Raw genomic sequence first — 20017 nt, 5'->3', positions numbered from 1 at the left:
CATCAACGGCGACGGCGAACGAGCCGCGACCTTCCCCCCCGCCGACAGCCGCAGCTCCCCCGCCGACGTCCGCTCGGCGGTCAACCCCTTCAACCGCAACGGCAACCGCAACGCCGCCTGCGCCGCCGCCGCGGTGTGCGCGACGATCCGCACGTCGTAACCCGTCGGAACGACCTTGACCACCAGATCGGTGCCGGGCGCCACGTCGGCGTAGGTCGCCGTGCTGCCGGCAAGCGTCGGCGCGGGCAGCGCGCCCGGCCAGGCAAAGGCGAGCTCGCGGCCACCGTCGACCAGGGTCGCCACGTCACCGCCCGCCTTCCCCCCGGCCGACAGCACGATCCCCGCCTTCGCGACCTTCGGCGTGACCTTCCCGTCCGCCAGCACCAGCGTCGCGTCGACGTCCACCCAACCGTCACCGCGGCGGACCCGGCGGACACCCGAATAGGAGTCGACCGTGACCGTCCCATCCGGGTTCACGAACGTCGACGTCGACTCCGTACGCTGACCCGTCACCTCGATCCGCCGCTTCTCCGCACGCGCCGCAAGCTGCGCCGAGACGAGATCCGGCCGCTCGGCCGGACCGGACGATGCGGGCTGTCGGGCGCCGCCGGACGGGGTCGTGGCGGCCTGCGCCGCATTCCGTCCGGCCGGGGTGAACTCCACGATCGTCACGGCCAGAACGGCAACCAGCAGCAAGCCAAGGAAACGGGTGAACGACACGCGAGGTCGCCCGAGGAAAGCGCGCTTCACGCCAACTCCGATCATGCCGGAAACGAAAGTGTCCGGAGGCGGTGGTGAGTGCGGTCACCGAGGGGAACGGGAACCGCACTGAGCACCGAAAATGACAGGTGCGCAGATCTCGGTACAGGAGCGATTCGGGCCATTGGTCTTCCGTTGTGTTGCGCAGGGTAATCGCCGACTCGCGGAGACCGCGGTGATCGACTGCTCGGCGTGATGGAGGAGGGCGCCGACGACCCTTCTGCACGCCCTTACCGCAACCGTCAGTGAGTGGCGACCGCACGATCGGCGCCCCACCGATATACGTTCCGCGACCTGGGTAACTTGGGTCACACAGTGGTGTGTTACTTGCCGGAAACGCACCGCCGCCCTCTGCCATCTGGTTATCGATCGATGGCCAGCGACGAGCTGCCACCCCGCACCACGCGAGCAGATCGACGCCCTCGGTAAGCGGTGGCGTTCACGCCGGGCGGTGCCGACCTTCGGGCTGAAACGCCGAGGTCAGAGACCTGATGGAGAGCGACCGAAGCGGTCATCCACGATCGCGCCGAATACGGACAGCAACCAAAGTCGATCACTCGATGCGAGTCGCGCACCATTGATCGTTAGGAGCAGCAGGGAACTTCCCGCTCCGACTGGCTGACAGATTGCCGGTCATATGCCAAAGTCCTATTCCGGATCCGAGCCTGGAACGACCCGGGTTCGGCATCGTCGATCATTGTCGGGGCTTCGGGCTGCCAGCCACGGATCGCTGCCGTGGAAACCATGTGGCCCGGGAAGGAAAGCCGAACGGGGCGTCTGTACACGGGCATCTTCCGGTACTCGATTGCGGTCCGGGAACGCGGTCCGGGAACGCGGTCCGGGAACGCGGTCCGGAAAGGCGGCGCGGTGGCCGTGCCGACCGAATCCGCGGTGTCGCGCGGGTCGCCGTCCGTACGGCTCCATCCACCTGTCCCACCGAGGGAGGCCATCGGTATGAGCCGTGCGCCCGAGCACCCTGGACGCCACCGCGCCGGCGCCGGCGCCACCGCGGCCGGCCGGCACCGCCCGACGCCGCCACCTCCGCATTCCGTGCGGCCCGCGGACGGGCACGCCGAGCCACGTCCCGATCCGCGATCCGACCGACAGGCCGACCTCCGACCTGGGCTGCGCTCCCCCGCGACCCCCAGACGCCACGCCCGACGGGACGGACCCGCCGCACCGGGCCGGCACGGCGGGCGGGGCCGGCAGGGCGAGCAGGGCGGGCGGGGCCGGTGGAGCGGGCGGGGCCAGCAGGACGGACAGGACCGCGGCCGTAACGAGGGCCCGGCGGGCCGGCGGTCCCGCACCGCCGGCATGCTCGCCGCCGCGCCGATGATCGGCCTGCTCGTCGCGCTGTGCCTCGTCCCCGGAGCGGCCCCCCGCGCCGCCGACGCCGCCCGCGCCGCCGCCCCGCCACCGGCCGCGCACCCGCCCACTCGGGACTACGACCTCGATCTTCCTCCGCTCCAGCCGGCCGTCCCGGACACCGGCACCACGACAACCGCCGGCCCGCCAACGCCGCCGACAGGGCTGACGCCGGTGGGGCCGGACGGCCAGCCGCTCGCGAGCATCACCACCAGTCCACCGGCCGCGACGCCGCCCTCGGCTGCCCGGACGCTGACGCTGACCGCCGCCGACCGGCGGATCCCCGCCCGGATGTTGACCGCCTACCGGAAGGCCGCGGCTCGCACCGCCGCCGATCAGCCGGGCTGTCACCTGCGCTGGCAACTGCTCGCCGGCATCGGCCGCATCGAGTCCGGCCACGGCGTCGGCCGCGCGATCACCGCCGAGGGCACCATCACCAGCCGCATCCTCGGCCCGGCACTGGACGGGCATGACGGCCGCGCCCTGGTCCGGGACACCGACGGCGGGCGGCTCGACGGCGACCGCCGCTACGATCGGGCCGTCGGGCCGATGCAGTTCATCCCCACCACCTGGGCGTGGGCGGGCCGCGACGGGTCGGGCGACGGCCAGGCCGACCCGAACAACGTCGACGACGCGACCCTCTCCGCCGCCGGCTACCTCTGCCGCCACGACCGCGACCTCGCCGATCCCGCCGCGCTGCGAGCCGCCGTCTACAGCTACAACCCGTCGTCGAGCTACCTGCGCGCCGTCCTCGCCTGGACCGCCGGTTACACCACCACGCCGGTCCTGCCCGGCGCCGACGCCGCGCCGCCGGCGACGCCCGCGGCGCAGCCAACTGCCACGCCCCCTGCCGCCGCCCCAACACAGGCCAGCCCGCCCAGGCCGACCGCAACACCGTCGCCGTCCGCCACCGCCACCGCGCCGGCGCCGGTCGGGGCGACCAGCGCCGCCCCGACCGCGCTCCCGTCCGCCGTTCCCTCGGCCCCGGCCCGCTCACGTACCACATCCAGCGTCGCGCCGAGGCTGACGACCACGCCGTCCCCATCACCGCCGTCGACGGACGGCTCCCCGGCGACGCCCTCCGCGACCGTGCCGGCCTCGGTCGATGCCCCGGCCGCCTCGCCAAGCAATTCCCTGCTCGTCGTCCCTCTCACCCCGGCGGGCGACGCCCGATCAGCGGCCTCGCCGACCTCCGCTTCCTGATGCCGAACCGCGCGGGGCCCGCGGCCCGCCGCGCACCGCCGCGCCGCTCCCCGGCGACCCGAGCCGCCCGCGGTGCAGCGGAAGATCAGCAGCCTTCTCGGGGCAGGTTCCACACCGCGGCGACGGCGGGAGGCACCGAGGAGGCGCAGAGCTGCCCGCCCGTGTCGCCGGCCAGCTTCCATGATCCGCCCTTGGGGCGGGTGAACAGCCACGGACCGTCCTGGAAGGCGATGAGGGGGTCCCCGGCCGCCCCGTTGAGTTTCCTGCCCTTCGCCAGGGCGCTCGCCGACGGCTCGAAGTCGGCGACGGCCCAGTAGGTCCCGGGGCCGGTCTCCTGCGCGTAGTAGACGGAGCCCGCCGCGGTCGACGCGACATCCGACCGGGAGAGGGAGGCGCTGTCCGGCCCCTGATGCCCGGCGACCCACGCGGCGACGAGCTGCTCGCGCAGCGCAGCGTCCACCGGGAGGTTGCGCGCCCCGGCAGTGGCACCGGACGACGCACCGGCGGGCAGGACCGTCGCACCGGCTCCGGTCGCGGCGGCTGCGGTTCGCGCCGCGACGCCGGTAGCGGTCCCGGCGGTCTTGGCGGTCGCGGCGGCGGAGGCGCTCGCGGCGGCGGGGGCCGTCCCGGTCGTGGCCAGCGAGCCGGCCGGGGACACCGCGGACGACCCGGTGGAACCGCTCGCACCGCACCCGAAGAAGAACACACCGCACAGGACGGCGCCGGCCAGCGACAAGCCCCGGGCGAACCAGTGGGCTGCCCGGGGGTCCGACGATGACAGTCGCACGACGACCTGGCCTCTCTCGAGCCATCAGCGCGACAGGCATCTGCCGCGGGCGGGCTTCGGGAGACTATCGACACCATGGTCGAGGGGTGGCCTGGACCGGACAAACGTGACCTGACGCGGTTCCGGTTGCGGTGCGCCGTGTACGGCTCGAGGAGCCGGACCGTACGGAACGCACCGCAACTGCGGGCCACCGGTGTCGGGCCGCGACCACCGGCCGGCGAGGCCAGGGGTCGGGCGTCAGACGACGGGTGTCAGGCGACCGGCGTCAGGCGACGGGGCGCAGGACGTTGCGGTCGGTGTGGGCGACCGGGCCGCTGGCCACCCGCGCGTGGTCGATCGTGGTGGTCTCGTCGTAGGCGAAGCTGCCGTCGGGGTTGACGGTGAAGGTCACCTCGTAGGAGGTCGTGTTCGCCGCGCGGGCCAGGTACGGGTTGGACAGGATGCCGTACGTGGTGGAGCCGAGGTCCGCGCGCAGGGTGAAGCTGGTCGCGTCGGGCGCGACCACGCCGCCGGCGATCAGGGTCTGCCCGCGGGGCACCAGGAAGCTGCGCATGACGTGGCCGAGCTCGGCGTCCCACAGCCAGTAGCCAAGCTCGGTGTGGAAGGGGTTCTCCTCCCCGAACCGCCACGCGGCCATCTTGTAGTCGAGGCCGTAGAGGTGCTGCGTGCCGTTGTCCACCGGACCGAACGGCTTCAGGGTGACCCGCTCACGGTACGGGGTGGTGATCATCGAACCCTCGACGTTGCCGAAGGCGACGTCGACACCCTGGTCGCCCTCCCACTCGCCGGCCAGGGCCGCCAGCGGCCCCCACTCCGGACCAACCTTCTCCGTCAACGCCGAACCCTCCTAAGACTGAAACACGAGAACTGAACATCCCGCGGAACCGGCACAAATCGACCGGAACATCCAGACATTACGTGGCGAGCCCCCGTAGCTCGCCGGCTCTGACCCACCCGGGCCCCCACCGCCGTCCGGCTGGGCAGCGGACGGCGGCGGGGGTCAGGCGGTCGGTCAGGTCTGGCGGTCGGTCAGGTCTGCGAGGCGTCGCCGGTGCGGGGCGCGGCGGCGGCCTCGTGCTCGTAGGTCTCCCAGCGGGTGCGGATGTCGCGCTGGGCGAGATCCTCGAGCTCGGCGACCGCGTCGGGGGCGACCGCGCCGAGCCGGGTGAACCGGGACTCGGTGGCGGCGAACTCGGCGAAGGTCATCGACGGCGTCCGCGAGTCCAGGGAGAACGGCTGCTCGGCGCGCGGGTCGACCCGGTACAGCGGCCAGTAGCCCGACTTCACCGCCGCCTTCTGGTGCGACAGGCCGTCGGTCATGTCGATGCCGTGGGCGATGCAGTGGCTGTAGGCGACGATGAGCGACGGGCCGGGCCAGCTCGCCGCCTCGTTGAACGCCCGCACTGTGTGCTGGTCGTTGGCACCGAGCGCGATCTGCGCCACGTACACGTCGCCGTAGGCGGCGGCGATGAGCCCGAGGTCCTTCTTGCGGGTCCGCTTGCCACCGCCGGCGAACTTCGCCACCGCCCCGCGCGGTGTCGACTTCGACGCCTGCCCGCCGGTGTTGGAGTACACCTCGGTGTCCAGGACGAGCACGTTGACGTTGCGGCCGGAGGCCAGCACGTGGTCGAGGCCGCCGAAGCCGATGTCGTACGCCCACCCGTCGCCGCCGACGATCCACACGCTCTTGTCGACGAGGTTGTCGACGAGCGGGTCGAGCCGGGCGTCGTGCTCGGTGCCGGCGAGGCGCCGGCGCAGCTCGGCGACCCGGGCGCGCTGGGCGAGGATGCCGGCCTCGGTGCTCTGGTCGGCGCCCAGCAGCTCGTCGACGAGCGAGTCGCCGACGATCGGTGCGGCGGCCGCGAGCAGGCGACGCGCCTCCCGCGCCCGGCTGTCGAGCGCCAGGCGCATGCCGAGGCCGAACTCGGCGTTGTCCTCGAACAGGGAGTTCGACCAGGCCGGGCCGCGGCCGTCGGCGCCCGTCGTCCACGGCGTCGTCGGCAGGTTGCCGCCGAAGATCGACGAGCAGCCGGTGGCGTTCGCGACGAGGATGCGGTCACCGAACAGCTGGGTGAGCAGCTTCAGGTACGGCGACTCGCCGCAGCCGGAGCAGGCGCCGGAGAACTCGAACAGCGGCTGGCGCAACTGCGAGCCGCGGACGTTCTCCGCCGACACCCGCGTCGGGTCGATCGCCGGCAGCGTCTCGTGGAACGCCCAGCCGGCGCGCTCCTCGGCCAGCCGCGGCGCGGCGTCGACCATCTCCAGGGCCTTGTGCTCCCTGTTCTCCTTGCTCGTCGCCGGGCAGACCTTGGCGCACAGGCTGCAGCCGGTGCAGTCGTCCGGCGCCACCTGGATGGTCACCCGCAGCCCGGCCAGATCCTTGTCCTTCGGCTGGCGCGACTTGAACGTCGCGGGCGCGTCGGCGAGCAGCGCCGGGTCGAAGGCGGTCATCCGGATCGCGGCGTGCGGGCAGACGATCGTGCACTTGCCGCAGTTGATGCAGAGATCGGCGTCCCAGACGGGCAGCTCGTGGGCGATGGCGCGCTTCTCGTAGCGGGCCGTGCCGACCGGGAAGGTGCCGTCGACCGGCAGCGCGCTGACGGGCAGCAGGTTCCCCTCCCCCGCCATGATCCGGGCCGTGACCTCCTTGACGAACACCGGCGCGTCGCCGTCGAGGCGCCGGGCCGTGCGCTCCCCCACCGTCCGGCCGGTCAGGTCGACCTGGGCGAGGGCACCGAGGGAGGCGTCGACGGCGGCGAAGTTGCGCTGCAGCACCGCCTCGCCGCGCTTGCCCTGGGCGATGCGGATGGCGTTCTTGACCGCCGCGAGCGCCGTGTCGGCGGCCAGCAGCCCGGACAGGGTCAGAAAGCAGGTCTGCAGCACGGGGCTGACGATCCCGGGCAGGCCGGCGTCGCGGGCCACCCGGTCGGCGTCGACGACGAACAGGCGCGCGTCACGGTCGAGCAGGTGGCGCTGCGCGTTGGCCGGCAGGTGCTCCCACACCTGGTCCGCCGGGTACGGGCTGTTGATCAGCACGGTGGCGCCGGTGGCGGCGACGGCGAGGACGTCGACCCGTTCGAGCAGCGAGAACTGGTGGCAGCCGACGTACTGGGCGTCGTCGATGAGCCAGGGGGCGTCGACCGGACGCGGCGACAGGCGCAGGTGCGACACCGTCATCGAGCCCGACTTCTTGGAGTCGAACACGAAGTACGCCTGCGCGTGCAGCGGGGTGTGGTCGGCGGCGATGCCGGCGGTGGCGCGGGTGGCGCCGACGGTGCCGTCGCTGCCGAGCCCGTAGAACACCGCGCGCCGCACGTCGTCGGCCTCCGGGTGGCCGTGGTCGTCGACGTCGAGGGAGAGGTTCGTGACGTCGTCGTGGATGCCGACGGTGACCTCGCGGCGCGGCTGGGAGCGGGCCAGCTCGTCGAACACGGCCGCCGCCATCGCCGGGGTGAACTCCTTCGACGCCAGCCCGTAGCGGGCGCCGATGACCCGCGGCATGCTCTCGGGCCGCTCGGCGAGCGCGGCGAGCACGTCCAGGCGCAGCGGCTCACCGAGCGCGCCCGGCTCCTTCGTGCGGTCGAGGACCGCGATCGAGCGGACCGTCGCCGGCAGGCTGGCGAGGAACGCCGCGCCGTCGAAGGGCCGGTAGAGCCGGACCTGGACGAACCCGACCCGCTCGCCGCGCCCGACCAGCCGGTCGACGGCGTCGCGCACCGCGGAGCGGCCCGAGCCCATGACGACGACGACCCGCTCGGCCTCCGGGTGACCGTGGTACTCGAAGATCCGGTACGCCCGCCCGGTGGCGGCGGACACCCGGTCCATCGCCCGCTGCACGATCCCGGGGACGGCGGTGTAGTAGGCGTTGGCCGCCTCCCGGGCCTGGAAGAAGGTGTCGGGGTCCTGGGTGGTGCCGCGGATCACCGGGCTGTCCGGGGACAGGGCGCGCAGCCGGTGCGCCTCGATCTGCTCGGCGGACAGCAGCCCGGCGAGCGTGGCATCGTCGATCTCGGTGACCTCGTTGAGCTCGTGTGAGGTGCGGAAACCGTCGAAGAAGTGCAGGAACGGAATGCGGGATTCCAACGTGGCCGCGTGCGCGACCGCGGCCAGGTCGTGGGCCTCCTGGGGGGAAGAGGAGGCGAGCATGGCGAAGCCGGTCGAGCGCGCGGCCATCACGTCACTGTGATCACCGAAGATGGACAGCGCGTGCGTGGCGATGGTGCGGGCGGCGACGTGGAGGACCATCGGCGTGAGCTCACCGGCGATCTTGAACATGTTGGGCAGCATCAGCAGCAGGCCCTGCGAGGCCGTGAACGTGGTCGACAGGGCGCCGGCCTGCAACGCCCCGTGCACGGCACCGGCGGCGCCGCCCTCGCTCTGCAACTGGACCACCTCGGGGATCGCGCCCCAGAGGTTCGCCCGGCCCTTCGTCGCCCAGGCGTCGGCGAGCTCTCCCATCGCCGACGCCGGGGTGATCGGGTAGATGGCGATCACCTCACTTGCCCGGTAGGCCACCGAGGTGGCGGCCTCGTTACCATCGATCGTCTTCTGACCCATACACCCAGAGTCGGCGCGGGATGACGCAGCGGCGAGGGACTTCCTTCCCTTCCCGGAAGACGGAAGTTACCGGTAGAAGTCCCTGTTTGAGCGTCTTCGACGTGCCCTGTCGTCCGGTAGGCCTCCGCAGAGGTCCTGCCCAGGAGGCTTCGCCGGCCGGGACAGCGGCGGCCGCCCGACGCTGGGAGCCGGGGCGCGGGACGGCCCGCGGGCCCGGTCCACGGTTGCGGACCCTTCCGAACCGGCTGCCGATGGCACCACCGGCGGTACGGGCGGATCGGAGGTGCTCACCCGTTGGCGGGAGGGCGACAATGCGGACGGGGTGCACCGACGACGACCAGGACGCGACGACCAGGACGCGACGACCAGGACGCGACGACCAGGACGCGACGACAGGATGCGAGGCGACGTGAGCGAGCCAGAGTTCGGCGAGGCGGCCCAGGCGGGCTTCGGCGGCCCGACCCGGCCCGGCGAGCCGCGGCGGGAGTTCGCCGCGATCCACAGCCACGGCCTGGCGCGGGTCGCGGCGGCCACGCCGCTGGTGGTGACCGCGGACCCGGCGCGCAACGCCGAGGCGACGGTCGCGTTGGCGCGCCAGGCGGACGCGGACGGCGTCGACGTCGTCGTCTTCCCCGAACTCGGGCTGTCGTCGTACGCGCTCGACGACCTGCACCTGCAGGACGCGCTGCTCGACGCCGTCGAGCAGGCGGTCGACACGGTGTGCCGGGCCAGCCGCGAGCTCGGGCCGCTGCTGCTGGTCGGGGCGCCGCTGCGCCGGCGCGGGCGGCTCTACAACACGGCGCTGGCGATCTCGCGCGGGCGGATCCTCGGCGTGGTGCCCAAGACGTTCCTGCCGAACTACCGCGAGTACTACGAGAAGCGCTGGTTCGCCTCGGGCGCCGGCGTCACCGGCGAGGAGATCACCGTCGCGGGGCGGACGGTCCCGTTCGGCACGGATCTGATCTTCGAGGCGGCGGACCTGCCGGACCTCGTCGTCGGCGTGGAGATCTGCGAGGACTACTGGGCACCGATCCCGCCGTCGTCGTACGCGGCGATGGCCGGCGCGACGCTGCTGGCGAACCTGTCGGCGTCGAACATCGTCGTCGGGAAGGCCGCCGACCGGGCGCACCTGTCCGCCGCCCAGTCGGCGCGCGCGCTCGCCGCCTACGTCTACTCGGCGGCCGGGACCGGCGAGAGCACCACCGACCTGGCCTGGGACGGGCAGGGCACGATCCACGAGCTCGGGGATCTGCTCGCCGAGTCCGCGCGGTTCGCCGACACCCCGCAGCTCCTCGTCGCCGACGTCGACCTCGCCCGGGTGCGCCAGGAGCGGATGCGCACGGGAACGTTCAACGACAGCGCCGCGGCGGCCGGCCGGCCCGAGCAGCGGTTCCGCACGGTCCGCTTCGACCACCGCCCGCACCGCCGCGACGTCGGGCTGCGCCGCCACCAGCGGCGCTTCCCGTTCGTCCCCGACACGGCCGAGCGGCTCGACCTCGACTGCTACGAGGCGTTCAACATCCAGGTCCACGGCCTGGCCCGGCGGTTCCAGGCGACCGGCGGGGGCCGGATGGTCATCGGCATCTCCGGCGGCCTCGACTCGACGCACGCGCTGATCGTCGCGGCGAAGGCGTGCGACCGGCTCGGGGTGCCGCGCACGACCATCCTCGGCTACACCCTGCCGGGCTTCGCGACCTCGGACGAGACGAAGGCGAACGCGTGGGCGCTGATGCGCGCGCTCGGCGTCGAGGCGGCGGAGATCGACATCCGCCCCGCCGCCCGCCTGCTGCTCGCCGACCTGGGTCATCCCGCCGCCGAGGGCGCCGCCGACTACGACGTCACGTACGAGAACGTGCAGGCCGGGCTGCGCACCGACTACCTGTTCCGGCTGGCCAACCACCACGGCGGGTTCGTCGTCGGCACCGGGGACCTCAGCGAGCTGGCGCTCGGCTGGTGCACATACGGCGTCGGCGACCAGATGAGCCATTACGCCGTCAACGCCGGCGTGCCCAAGACCCTGATCCAGTACCTCATCCGGTGGGCGGTGAGCCACGACCAGTTCGACGAGGACACGGGCAAACTGCTGACCGCGGTCCTCGACACCGAGATCTCCCCCGAGCTGGTCCCCGCCGATGCCGAGACCGGCACGATGCAGAGCACGCAGGACCGCATCGGCCCCTACGAGCTGCACGACTTCTTCCTGTACCACCTCCTGCGCCACGGCCTGGCGCCGTCGAAGATCGCCTTCCTGGCCTGGCACGCCTGGCGCGACGCGCTGACCGACGGCTGGCCGGCCGGCTTCCCCGACGGCGAGCGGCACGCCTACGACGTGGCGACGATCGTGCGCTGGCTGCGGGAGTTCCTGGGCCGCTTCATGGCCTCGCAGTTCAAGCGTTCGGCGCTGCCCAACGGACCGAAGGTCTCCTTCGGCGGCACGCTGTCCCCGCGCGGCGACTGGCGGGCGCCGTCCGACGCCGGGGCCACCGCCTGGCTCGCCGAACTCGACCGTAACGGCCCGCAGCCCTAGCGCCGCCGCGCGCCCGGTTGACCGGCATCGACCAGATCCTGCTGTCGGTGGCCATGCCACCGGTGCGGCAGTGTCACAGGTCGCGAAAGCCGTCGTTGAGGCATGCGAGAGATCGGTCGAGTGCGGCGGGGATGTCGACGACGTCGCTTTCCGCGCTGGCCAGGTGAACGCTCATGGTGATCCCGACGATCGCCCCGGCCAGCGTGCGTAGTTCCAGGTCGTCGGCCACCGGCCCGGTCCGCCCGCTGCGGCTGGCTCCGCTGCGGCTGGCTCCGCTGCGGCTGGCGAGGAGCGCGACGAGGTCTGCCGTGGACGCGACGAGATGATCCAGGTGTGCGGCGCGTAGTTCCGGGACGATCATCATCAGCTCGGTGCGCCGGTACTGGTCGGCGAGCTCGGTCGGCGACAGTTGCGCGAAGCTCTCTCTCAGTGCGGCGCGAAACGCGTCGACGAGACCGGTTCCGTCGGGCTNGCCACGCAGGCCCTCGACGACGCTCGAGTCGAAGTAGTCCCACAGCACCACTTCCGACTTGGTGGCGAAGTAACGGAAGTAGGTGCGCTCTGACACTCCGGCCGCCTCGGCGATGTCCGCCACGGTGGTGTGGTCGTAGCCTTGCTGCCGGAACAACCGGAGAGCCTCGGTCTGAATGCGGCGCTTCGTGGCGGCCTTCTTGGTCGCGCGCCGTCCCGGCGCAGGCATGGGGGCCGAGCCGGCGACAGGGGCCGGGCTAGCTGGCATGAGCGTCCGCTGCGGTGTCGATGTCTGGCCTCCTCACGGTCTCCTTGGTACCACCGGCCTCGGCCCCGGGAAACAACAGGGCCGCGATCAGGCCGCCGACGGCGGCGATGCCGGCCGAGACGAGCAGCGCGTCGCTCAGACCGTGCGCGAAGGCGCTGTGAACATTGTGCAGAAGTTCGTCCGACCGCACGCGGCGAGCGGCCTCGGTGCCGTCGAACACGCCGCCGCGTGCCTTCTCCGCCAGCTCGGGGGGAAGACCGGTGAGCTGGAGGTGGGCACGATAGGCGGCGAGGGACACGCTACCCAGGATGGCCGACCCGAGCGGCCCGCCCACCTCCTGGAGGGCCTGCATCAGGGCCGAGGCGACACCGGAACGCTCGGGTGGGAGCTGGGCCAGCGCCGCGGACGCGGCCGTGGACAGGGTCAGTCCCAGTCCCAGTCCGGTCACCGCCATCCAGCCGGCGATGAACGCCCCGCCCGTGTCGACCGAGGTGAACGATCCGAGCAGCAGTCCCGCCGCCAGCACGACGAACCCGGCGCTGAGCACGCGCCGGCCGCCCAGGGCCCGCGCGGCGGGTTCGGCCACCGGCGCTCCGAGGACCAGGCCACCGATCAGGGGCAGTAGCCGCAGCCCCGAGCCGATGGCGTCGGTCCCGACCACGGCCTGGAAGTACTGAGGCATCGCGAACAGCACGCCGATCATGGCGAGCGAGGACACCGCGGCGAGCGCGATCCCCCAGGTGAATGCGCGACTGCGAAACAGGGTGGCGTCGACCAGCGGCTCGCCGCCGGGCTGGGCGGCCCGGCGCTGCTCGTAGCGTACGAAGCCGACGAGCAGCACCACCCCCGCCGCCATGGGCCCCAGCGCCGAGATCGAGATCCAGCCGTTCGATCCCGCATCGACGAATCCGTACACCAGGGCGACCAGCCCCGAACTGAAACCGACGATGCCGACCCAGTCGATCCGTGGACGATGGGGGGCACGCGATTCCGGCACCAGGACGACCCCGACGACCAGGGACAGCACGACGACCGGCACGTTGATCCAGAAAACCCAGCCCCACCAGAAGCGGGTGAGCAGCCAGCCGCCCAGCAGCGGTCCGGCCGGCAGCGCGAGGAAGTTGACGCCGGCCCAGATTCCGACCGCCCGCGGCCGTTCCCGCTCGGTGAACAACACCGTCACCGCCGACAGCGCCATGACGATCACGCCGGCGCCGGCCACGCCGCCCAGGGCCCGCGCCGCGATGAACACTGCGGCCGAGGTCGACTCGGCCGAGTAGATCGAGGCCGCACCGAACACTGCCAGCGAGGCGAGCATGACGCGCCTGCGGCCGTACCGGTCGCCCAGGACGCCGATGGGCAGCATGGCCGCGGCCAAGGCCAGCAGATAGGCCGAGGAGAACCACACCAGATCGGTCGCCGAGGCATGCAGCGCGGGCGCCAACGTCGGCAGCGCCACCGCCAGGACGGTCCCGTCCAGACCGACCGCGAACACCGCCAGAGCGATCCCGCCCAGCGCCCACCACTTGCGATCCCTCACGGATCCTCCCGAGCACGAAGTGTCAGTGGCTGCCAGATTAGAGATAATGACAGTCACTGACAAGTTCTCGGGAAGCCGCCCACGTCACGAGGCAGAGTGAGGCCGCCGCCCGCGCAGACATGGGCACCGGCGGGTGCAGCGCAGGGGCGTTCAGGTGGATATGCGACGCGCCGGCTCGCCGATGAGCGCCGCCCCGGCCCCGACGCGCGTGGCGCGGTTCCGCGGAACACCAGCGGTCCGCGGACAGGGCCGTCGAGGTCGAGGTCAGCCTGCCGCGGGTTCCGCCGCTCTCTGGTCCGGCCTGACCTCCGGGTCCGGGTCCGGCGGATCCGCGGAGCGGGCGGGCGGGCGGCGGGCGAAGAGGATGGCGAGGCCGGCGGCGGCGGACAGGCCGGCGGCGGCCAGGTAGGCGACGGTGAACGGGGCGGCGCGCAGCGCGTCGCCGACGATCGCCGACAGCAGGCTCATCCCGATCACGGCGCCGATCTGATTGGCGGTCTGCTGCAGCGAGGTGGCCAGGCCGAAGCTGTCCGCGGGGGCGGCATTGCCGGTGATCACCAGCAGCGGCGGCTGGGCGTGCCCGAACGCCAGCCCGCTGACGATCAGACCGGCGATGACCACGGGGAGCTGGTGGGCCTGCGTGCCGAGGGCGAGCACGGCCAGGGCGATCGTGTAGACCCCGCCGGCCACGCCTGCGAGCAACCGCGGCGGGATCCACGCCCCCAGCCGGCTCGCCGACGGCGCCGCCAGCGCGATCGACAGGGTGCGGGTCATCGTCACCAGGGAGGTGGCCGCGACCGACAGCCCGAACACGCCCTCCAGCAGCAGCGGCGTGACCAGGAAGTTACCCATGTGGGCGGCGCCGAGCAGGAACGAGCTCGCCCCCGCGGCCCGGATGTCCCGCTCGACGAGCAGCACGGTCGGGATGACCGGCATGGCCGTGCGCCGCTCGACCACGACCAGCAGCCACAGCAGCAGCGGGACGGCCACGAGCAGGCCGATCACGATCGGCTGCAGCCCCCAGCCGGCGGCCCGGTTGACCCCGAAGGTCAGCGCGAACGTCGCCGCGCCGAGCACCAGCGCGCCGGTCTTGTCCAGCGTCAGGCTGCGGTCGCCGGCGTCGACCGGCAGCACCTTCACCGCGGCGATCAGCGGGACCAGGGCGATCCCGGCCTGCATGAGGAACAGCGGCCGCCACCCGATCGAGTCGATGACCAGGCCGCCGATCGCGAGCCCGCTGACCGACGCCCCGGACAGCACCCCCGACGCCCAGGCCGACGGCCGCACCCGCTCGTGCGGCGGGAAGGCGTGGAACAGCATCGCGAACGACGCGGGGATCGTCGCGGCGCCGGCCACCTGCGCCGCCGCGCGGAAGGCGATGAGTGACACCGGGTCCCAGGCCACCGCGGTCGCCACCGAGAACACCACGGCGAGCACGGAGCCGACGAGGAACGTGCGCCGGTGCCCGCGGATGTCGCCGACCCGGCCGAGGATCGGCATCGCCACCGCCTGCGCGAGCAGCGAGCCGGTCACCGCCCAGGAGATGACGTCGACGCTGCTGTGCAGGTCGCCGGCCACCGTGCGGATCGACACGGACAGCACGGTCGCCGTGAACGTCGTCGCGAACATCCCCGCCAGGCAGGTCAGCAGGATGAGCTGCCGGTCCCGGCGCCCCGCCGGCCCGGAACCGCCCGCCAGCCCGGAACCGCCCGCCGGCCCGGAGCCGCCGGCGGGGACGGCGGGGACGGCGGGGACGACGGGGGCGGCGCGGCCGGCTAAGGGCGCGTCCTCGGCGAGGTCCGCGGCCGGTTCGGCCGGCACGAATGACGGGGGCGACGGTGCGGCCCGCCCCGGGCCCTGGTCCTGCGCAACCACGCTGCTCCCCTCCAGGCCCGCGGGCCAAACCTGCCGATCGTCAACCGCGGTTGTGCCCGGACGCAACCAGTTGCCCGACGCCGGCGCCGGGACGACCACCCCAGCGGACGGCGCCGGTTCAGAGCTGGGTGCAGTTGGCGGTCGCGGAAGTGGGGTGCCGCAGGCTTTCCGCAGGCGTGGCGGACGCGACGGTCGTCACCGTGGCGTCCGTCGGGTCGAACCGGCGGATGAGCACCGGTGCGCTGCTCGAGTCGCCGTACCGGTCGAAGCTGATGTAGCCGTTCGCGCCGGCGAGGGCGAGATCGCCGCAGGTGCCGTTCAGGACCGCCTTGATGTTCGCGCGGAGCTGGCCGGGCGGCGGGGTGTTGAGCTCGGCGGCGCCGATGGCCCGGGCCAGGACCGACATCGCGTCGAAGGCGACGATCGTGTGCCCGGAGATGAGCCGCTGCGGGGTGTCGCGCACCCGCGCCGCCCACTGCCCGGGCACCGCGCTGCCTGCGCCGGCCTGCTCCAGGTAGGACGGCGGGATGTCGCCGGGCTGGGCGAGGCCGAAGTCGGCGAAGTAGAAGGTGTGGCCGCCCATGGCGCCCGCCGCGATCTCCCCCGGGTCGGTCTCCAGCTCCATCGCGTCGTCCCCGGAGATGATCGGCAGACGCGGGTCCACCCGGCCGCAGGCGGACCCGGTCAGCGCCTCCAGCAGGGTGTTCACGCTGGTGGTCCGGCCGGTGTAGATGATCAGGTTCGGCGGCTGCGGGCCGGCGCAGCGCGCGCTGAGGGTGTGGCCGAGCACGCCCAGCACGGTGGGGCCGCCGTCCGCGGCGCTGGCCGCCGCCGCCTGCTCGGCGTCGGGGAAGGGCACGTGGACGGCCGGCGCGGCGCGGGGCAACCGGCCCAGCTCGGTGCTGACGTCCTGGGCGAGGTTGTCGCTGTAGTGGTCGGCGTTGGCGCCCTTCGGGCCGTTGGCCACCCCGGCGGAGACGATCAACGGCCGGACCGGCTCGTCGCCGCGCCCCTCCCGCTTCATGATCTCGGGGATCGCCCGCGCGATGACGCCCGCCTCCCGGCGGTTGGTCGGCCCGACCCGGAAGTACCAGTCGAACGCGCGGCGGGTCTGCCCGGGCGGCCCGACGGGCCGGGTGAAGCCGTCGTCGGAGGCGGTGGACGACACGATGGGGAGATGGGTGGTTCCGCTGAGTGACGCCACCGCCTGGCGGGCGGCGGAGGTGCTCTGGAACAGGCCCAGGACTCCGGCGAGCCCGGGATCGGCGCGGGCCACCGCGTCGATGCGCCCGGCGACGGTGAGCGCCCCGTCCGAATGCCAGCCGACGTTGGCGACCAGCAGCCGGATCCGGGACCGGGAGCGCGCGCCCGGGGCGTCCGCGGCGGCGTTGATCGCCGCCTGCGCGAGCTGGGCCCCGAGCAGCTCGTTGAGTCCCCCCTGCCCGACGGTCGTCGGCGAGTCGGCCTGCCCGCCGCCCGGGCGGGAGTGCAGCCCGGTCAGCGGCGCCGCGACCACCACCGTGTACACCCCGCCCTTGCCGGCGAGCGCGGCGTTCTGCCGACCGATCGTGGTCAGCAGCGCGACGAGATCCGGCGAGGTCGCGTCGAAGGTGTACGCACCGTCGCTGAACCCGATGCACTGCCCGTCGTGGGATCCCACCCAGGTCGCCGCGGCCGGCAGCGCCGTCACGGGGTCGGGCGCCTGACAGGTGCGCGACGATCCCGATCGGCCCAGCCCCGCGCCGAGGACGGCCCCGGCGGCGACGGCGCAGGCGAGGACCACCGCGGCAAGCACGTACGGCAACCGGCCCCGCGGGCGGAACCGGCGCCCCGCGTCGTCGACGTCGCCGTCGCCGTTATCAGCCTTGTCGGCGTCGGCTTTGGCGGCGTCGGCTTTGGCGGGGTCGGCTTTGGCGGGGTCGGCTTTGGCGGGGTCGGCTTTGGCGGGGTCGGCTTTGGCGGGGTCGGCGGGGTCGGCGGGGTCGGCCTTATCGGCTTCAGCGGTCGGGCGGGCCGAGCCGGTGGCAGTCTCGATGGTTGCGCCGGTAGCGCGCGTCAGGTCGGTCAGGCCCGGGGGCTCCGGGGGCTGCGGAGCGGTCCCGGAGGCGACCGCCGGCTTCCGGCCGCTCCCCTCGGTGAGAAGCGCGGCGTCGACCTCACCGTGCCGGATCAGCTGGGTCAATGCGAGCGTGACCTGGGCTTCCAGGTTGTCGGCGGTGCGGAAGGTACCGACGGTCACACCGGCGGAACGCAGCCGTTCCCGGAATGCCTCGACCAGCTCGAGATCACGATCGGTGAGACTGCGCGGAATGGGGGTGTCCTCGTGCAGCAGGAACAGCAGCCGGGGAATCCCGGTCTCGACCGCCGTGAGGAACTCCAGTTCCGTATAGGAGACGGGCGTGGGATGCGGCAGGCCCGCCGGCGGGCCGGGGAACCCCGCCGGGTCGCCCGCCGGCCGGCCGGTTGCGGGCTCGCCGGCCGCCGCGGTGCCGTCGCCGTGCAGTCCGCCGGCCACCAGCGAGCCGTATCGGAAGCCGATGACCCCGATGTACACGTCACACCCGCGGACCTGCTCCTGACAAAAGGACGCGGGCACCTTGCTGACCGCGGTGAAATCCTCCATCGAGATGGCGATGTGCCCGCTACGGCGCACGGCGTCCGACGCCGCCCGCACGAAGGCCCGGTCAGCCGGATACCTGTTCATGTCCGACGTGTGACTGACAAACACCCGCAGGCCGACGCGCACCCCATTCCCCCGTACGTCGTGGGAAGTACCTGACCGGACAGTACCTAATGGGCGCCCGCAACCCGCCGCACACGGACCAGGCCCGGCGAAGCCGGGCGGGGGCCCGGCGTCACGGTCGCGGGATGAGCCGGAATGCCGCCCTCCGCCCGCGTCCTGCAACGGCTCGGCCCGCGCCGCGAGGCGTACTTCGGCCGCAACGAACGCCTGCGCGGCGCGTGGACCGACGAGATCGTCTACGCCCTGCTCGCCGACGAGTGGGCCGCCCGCGGCTCGGCTACCCGGCGGTGAAGGCCATGATGTAGGTGGCCGGATGGGTGGCGCCCGACTGGTCGAGGACCGGGCCGCCGTCCCAGCGCAGCGGGACCGAGGTGAACGTGTCCGGCGGGGTGACCAGGACGCGTACGGGGAGGAACGCGCCGCTGTCGCCGGGTTCGGTGACCAGATATGTCAGGTTCGCCGAGGCGTGGGCGCCGGGTGGCAGGTCGATCTGGCCGGGTCGGACGAGCGGCGATCGCACGACGTCGTAGGTCGATCCGTCGCGGGCGACGAACTGCACGCCGGGGTATCCGGTGACGGTGCAGCGCCGCGGCGACCGGTTCGTCACGACCACCGGGCGCTGATGCTGCCCGCCGTCCGCGCCGTCCGCCGCACCGAGCGTGACGGTCAGATCCCCCGCCTCGCACCGCGGGACCGACGACGCACCACCCACCGCGGCCACCGTCGGCGACGAAGAGGTCGCCGAGGACGGCCGCCCCGTCGACGAAGGGACCGCCGACGCGGACCTCGGGAGCGGGCTCGTGCCGGTGGCGACCGCAGAGCCACCACAGCTGGCGGCGGCCAGCAGGACGGCCAGCGAGATCGCCACCAGGCCGGGACGCCCACGGGGTCCAGCACGCATGTCATACCTCCACACTCGCCGGCCCGAGCCTCGTCCGCGACGGCTAGGTGATCATCGTCATGGACGCCGGCCGGCTCGTGTCCTCCGCCACCCACCGACGCACGCCAGCAGCAGGCCCACGCATCCGGCCGACCGCCATCCGGGGCGTAGGCTCGACGTCCCGTCATGAAGTCCACCGGTGTCCGAATCCCGCCGGAAAGCGACTATATCGACAGGTTCCTCCGATGGATCCTTCGGGATCACCACGTCGGGTACCAGCGGGCGGTTCCAGTCTCCGGCGATCCGCCGGCCACCCCACGGTGAAGGTCCGACCAAGAGCCGGGACAATTTGCATCGAAAATCGATATGGTTCGCCTGTGGACCCCTCGCGCACGGCCGGCCGGCTGGATCTGGATCTGGATCTGGATCTGGACGAGCTGACCACGGCGATCGAGGACTTCAACTCGATCTTCATTCGGCTGCCGGCGGTCCGCCGGCTCGCCTTCTCGACCCTGTCGGTGCTGCACACGCTGGCCCGCCGCGGGCCGCTGCGCCTGACCGACCTGACGGCGACGGAGCCGCTGGGGCAGCCGGCGCTGACCAGCCTCGTCGGGAAGTTGGAGCGCGACGGGCTGGTGTCCCGCCGCCGGGATCCGAACGACGGGCGCGCGGTCCTGCTGTCCCTCACCGAGCGGGGCCGGCAGATCGTCGACGCCCGTCACGCCGACCGGGTCGCGAACCTGGCGCGCCTGGTTGACCGGCTGGACGACCAGGAACGCGCCACGCTCACCGCGGCGGTGGGCGTCCTGACCCGACTGACCGGGATCGCGGCGTCCGACGAGGCCGCCGGNCCCGCCCCGCGACGCCGGCCGGAGCCGCAAGGCCCATGANATGCAGCAGGACGCCACCCGTGTCGACCGGATCGTTCCCGCTCGCGCAGACCCCGATCCACGTGTCCGACGAGGTCCTCGACGACCTGCGCCGCCGGCTGCGACGTCGGTGCGCTGGTGAGCGTCCCCGGATCGGCCACTACACCTGGGCT

General features: G+C 73.1%; 11 protein-coding genes and 3 pseudogenes. 4 read left to right on the top strand and 10 right to left on the bottom strand.

Features of this window, described 5'->3' with window-relative positions; genetic code table 11:
• Positions 1–750: pseudogene (locus tag UK82_RS24215) on the bottom strand (sugar-binding protein); the annotation flags it as partial.
• A gap of 963 nt (positions 751–1713) precedes the next feature.
• On the opposite strand from UK82_RS24215, the gene UK82_RS24210 reads away from it, so the two are divergent.
• The gene (locus UK82_RS24210) at positions 1714–3327 is read left to right on the top strand and encodes a lytic transglycosylase domain-containing protein (protein ID WP_236706374.1); all 1614 of its coding nucleotides are present in this window, start codon (positions 1714–1716) and stop codon (positions 3325–3327) included.
• Between the two features lie 85 nt (positions 3328–3412).
• Here the strand turns inward: UK82_RS24210 and UK82_RS24205 are convergent, their stop codons facing one another.
• The 3 genes from UK82_RS24205 to nifJ form a co-directional block, all read right to left on the bottom strand.
• Positions 3413–4114: a hypothetical protein gene (locus UK82_RS24205; protein ID WP_044886342.1), complete on the bottom strand. Its 702-nt coding sequence runs from the start codon at positions 4112–4114 to the stop codon at positions 3413–3415.
• A gap of 265 nt (positions 4115–4379) precedes the next feature.
• Complete coding sequence (locus UK82_RS24200) at positions 4380–4949, bottom strand: heme-binding beta-barrel domain-containing protein (protein ID WP_044886343.1); 570 nt, start codon at positions 4947–4949, stop codon at positions 4380–4382.
• Positions 4950–5143: 194 nt separating this feature from the next.
• Positions 5144–8671, bottom strand: a complete 3528-nt coding sequence (nifJ, locus tag UK82_RS24195) for a pyruvate:ferredoxin (flavodoxin) oxidoreductase (protein WP_044886344.1) — start codon at positions 8669–8671, stop codon at positions 5144–5146.
• 409 nt (positions 8672–9080) lie between these two features.
• Between nifJ and UK82_RS24190 the strand changes: the two genes are divergently transcribed.
• Complete coding sequence (locus UK82_RS24190) at positions 9081–11198, top strand: NAD(+) synthase (protein WP_201784237.1); 2118 nt, start codon at positions 9081–9083, stop codon at positions 11196–11198.
• 73 nt (positions 11199–11271) lie between these two features.
• Here UK82_RS24190 and UK82_RS43255 read toward each other — a convergent pair.
• The 5 genes and pseudogenes from UK82_RS43255 to UK82_RS41695 form a co-directional block, all read right to left on the bottom strand.
• Positions 11272–11669: pseudogene (locus UK82_RS43255) on the bottom strand (hypothetical protein); the annotation flags it as partial.
• Position 11670: 1 nt separating this feature from the next.
• The coding region (locus tag UK82_RS43250) for a TetR/AcrR family transcriptional regulator (RefSeq protein ID WP_396230633.1) at positions 11671–11898 on the bottom strand (228 nt) is incomplete at its 3' end.
• 28 nt (positions 11899–11926) lie between these two features.
• Positions 11927–13534: an MFS transporter gene (locus tag UK82_RS24180; RefSeq protein WP_236706373.1), complete on the bottom strand. Its 1608-nt coding sequence runs from the start codon at positions 13532–13534 to the stop codon at positions 11927–11929.
• 207 nt (positions 13535–13741) lie between these two features.
• A complete protein-coding gene (locus UK82_RS24175; protein WP_236706372.1) occupies positions 13742–15352 on the bottom strand; it encodes an MFS transporter in 1611 nt (536 codons plus the stop codon).
• A gap of 118 nt (positions 15353–15470) precedes the next feature.
• Positions 15471–18056, bottom strand: coding sequence for a DUF4062 domain-containing protein (locus tag UK82_RS41695; RefSeq protein ID WP_396230630.1), 2586 nt, complete (start codon positions 18054–18056; stop codon positions 15471–15473).
• A gap of 174 nt (positions 18057–18230) precedes the next feature.
• Here UK82_RS41695 and UK82_RS33120 point away from each other — a divergent pair, with 174 nt between their 5' ends.
• The gene (locus UK82_RS33120) at positions 18231–18386 is read left to right on the top strand and encodes a GNAT family N-acetyltransferase (protein WP_199865431.1); all 156 of its coding nucleotides are present in this window, start codon (positions 18231–18233) and stop codon (positions 18384–18386) included.
• Here UK82_RS33120 and UK82_RS24165 read toward each other — a convergent pair.
• Positions 18373–18996 carry a DUF4232 domain-containing protein gene (locus UK82_RS24165; protein ID WP_083507332.1) on the bottom strand — a complete coding sequence of 208 codons (624 nt, stop codon included), beginning with the start codon at positions 18994–18996 and terminating at the stop codon, positions 18373–18375. The two genes, UK82_RS33120 and UK82_RS24165, sit on opposite strands and share 14 nt — an antisense overlap.
• Before the next feature lie 59 nt (positions 18997–19055).
• On the opposite strand from UK82_RS24165, the pseudogene UK82_RS24160 reads away from it, so the two are divergent.
• Positions 19056–19825, top strand: a pseudogene (locus UK82_RS24160) (MarR family winged helix-turn-helix transcriptional regulator); the annotation flags it as partial.
• Between the last annotated feature and the right edge of the window lie 192 nt (positions 19826–20017).

This window comes from Frankia sp. ACN1ag (genome assembly GCF_001414035.1).
GTDB lineage: Bacteria > Actinomycetota > Actinomycetes > Frankiales > Frankiaceae > Frankia > Frankia torreyi.
Note: the sequence above shows the minus strand (reverse complement) of the source record. Positions and strands in the feature narration are given on the sequence as shown.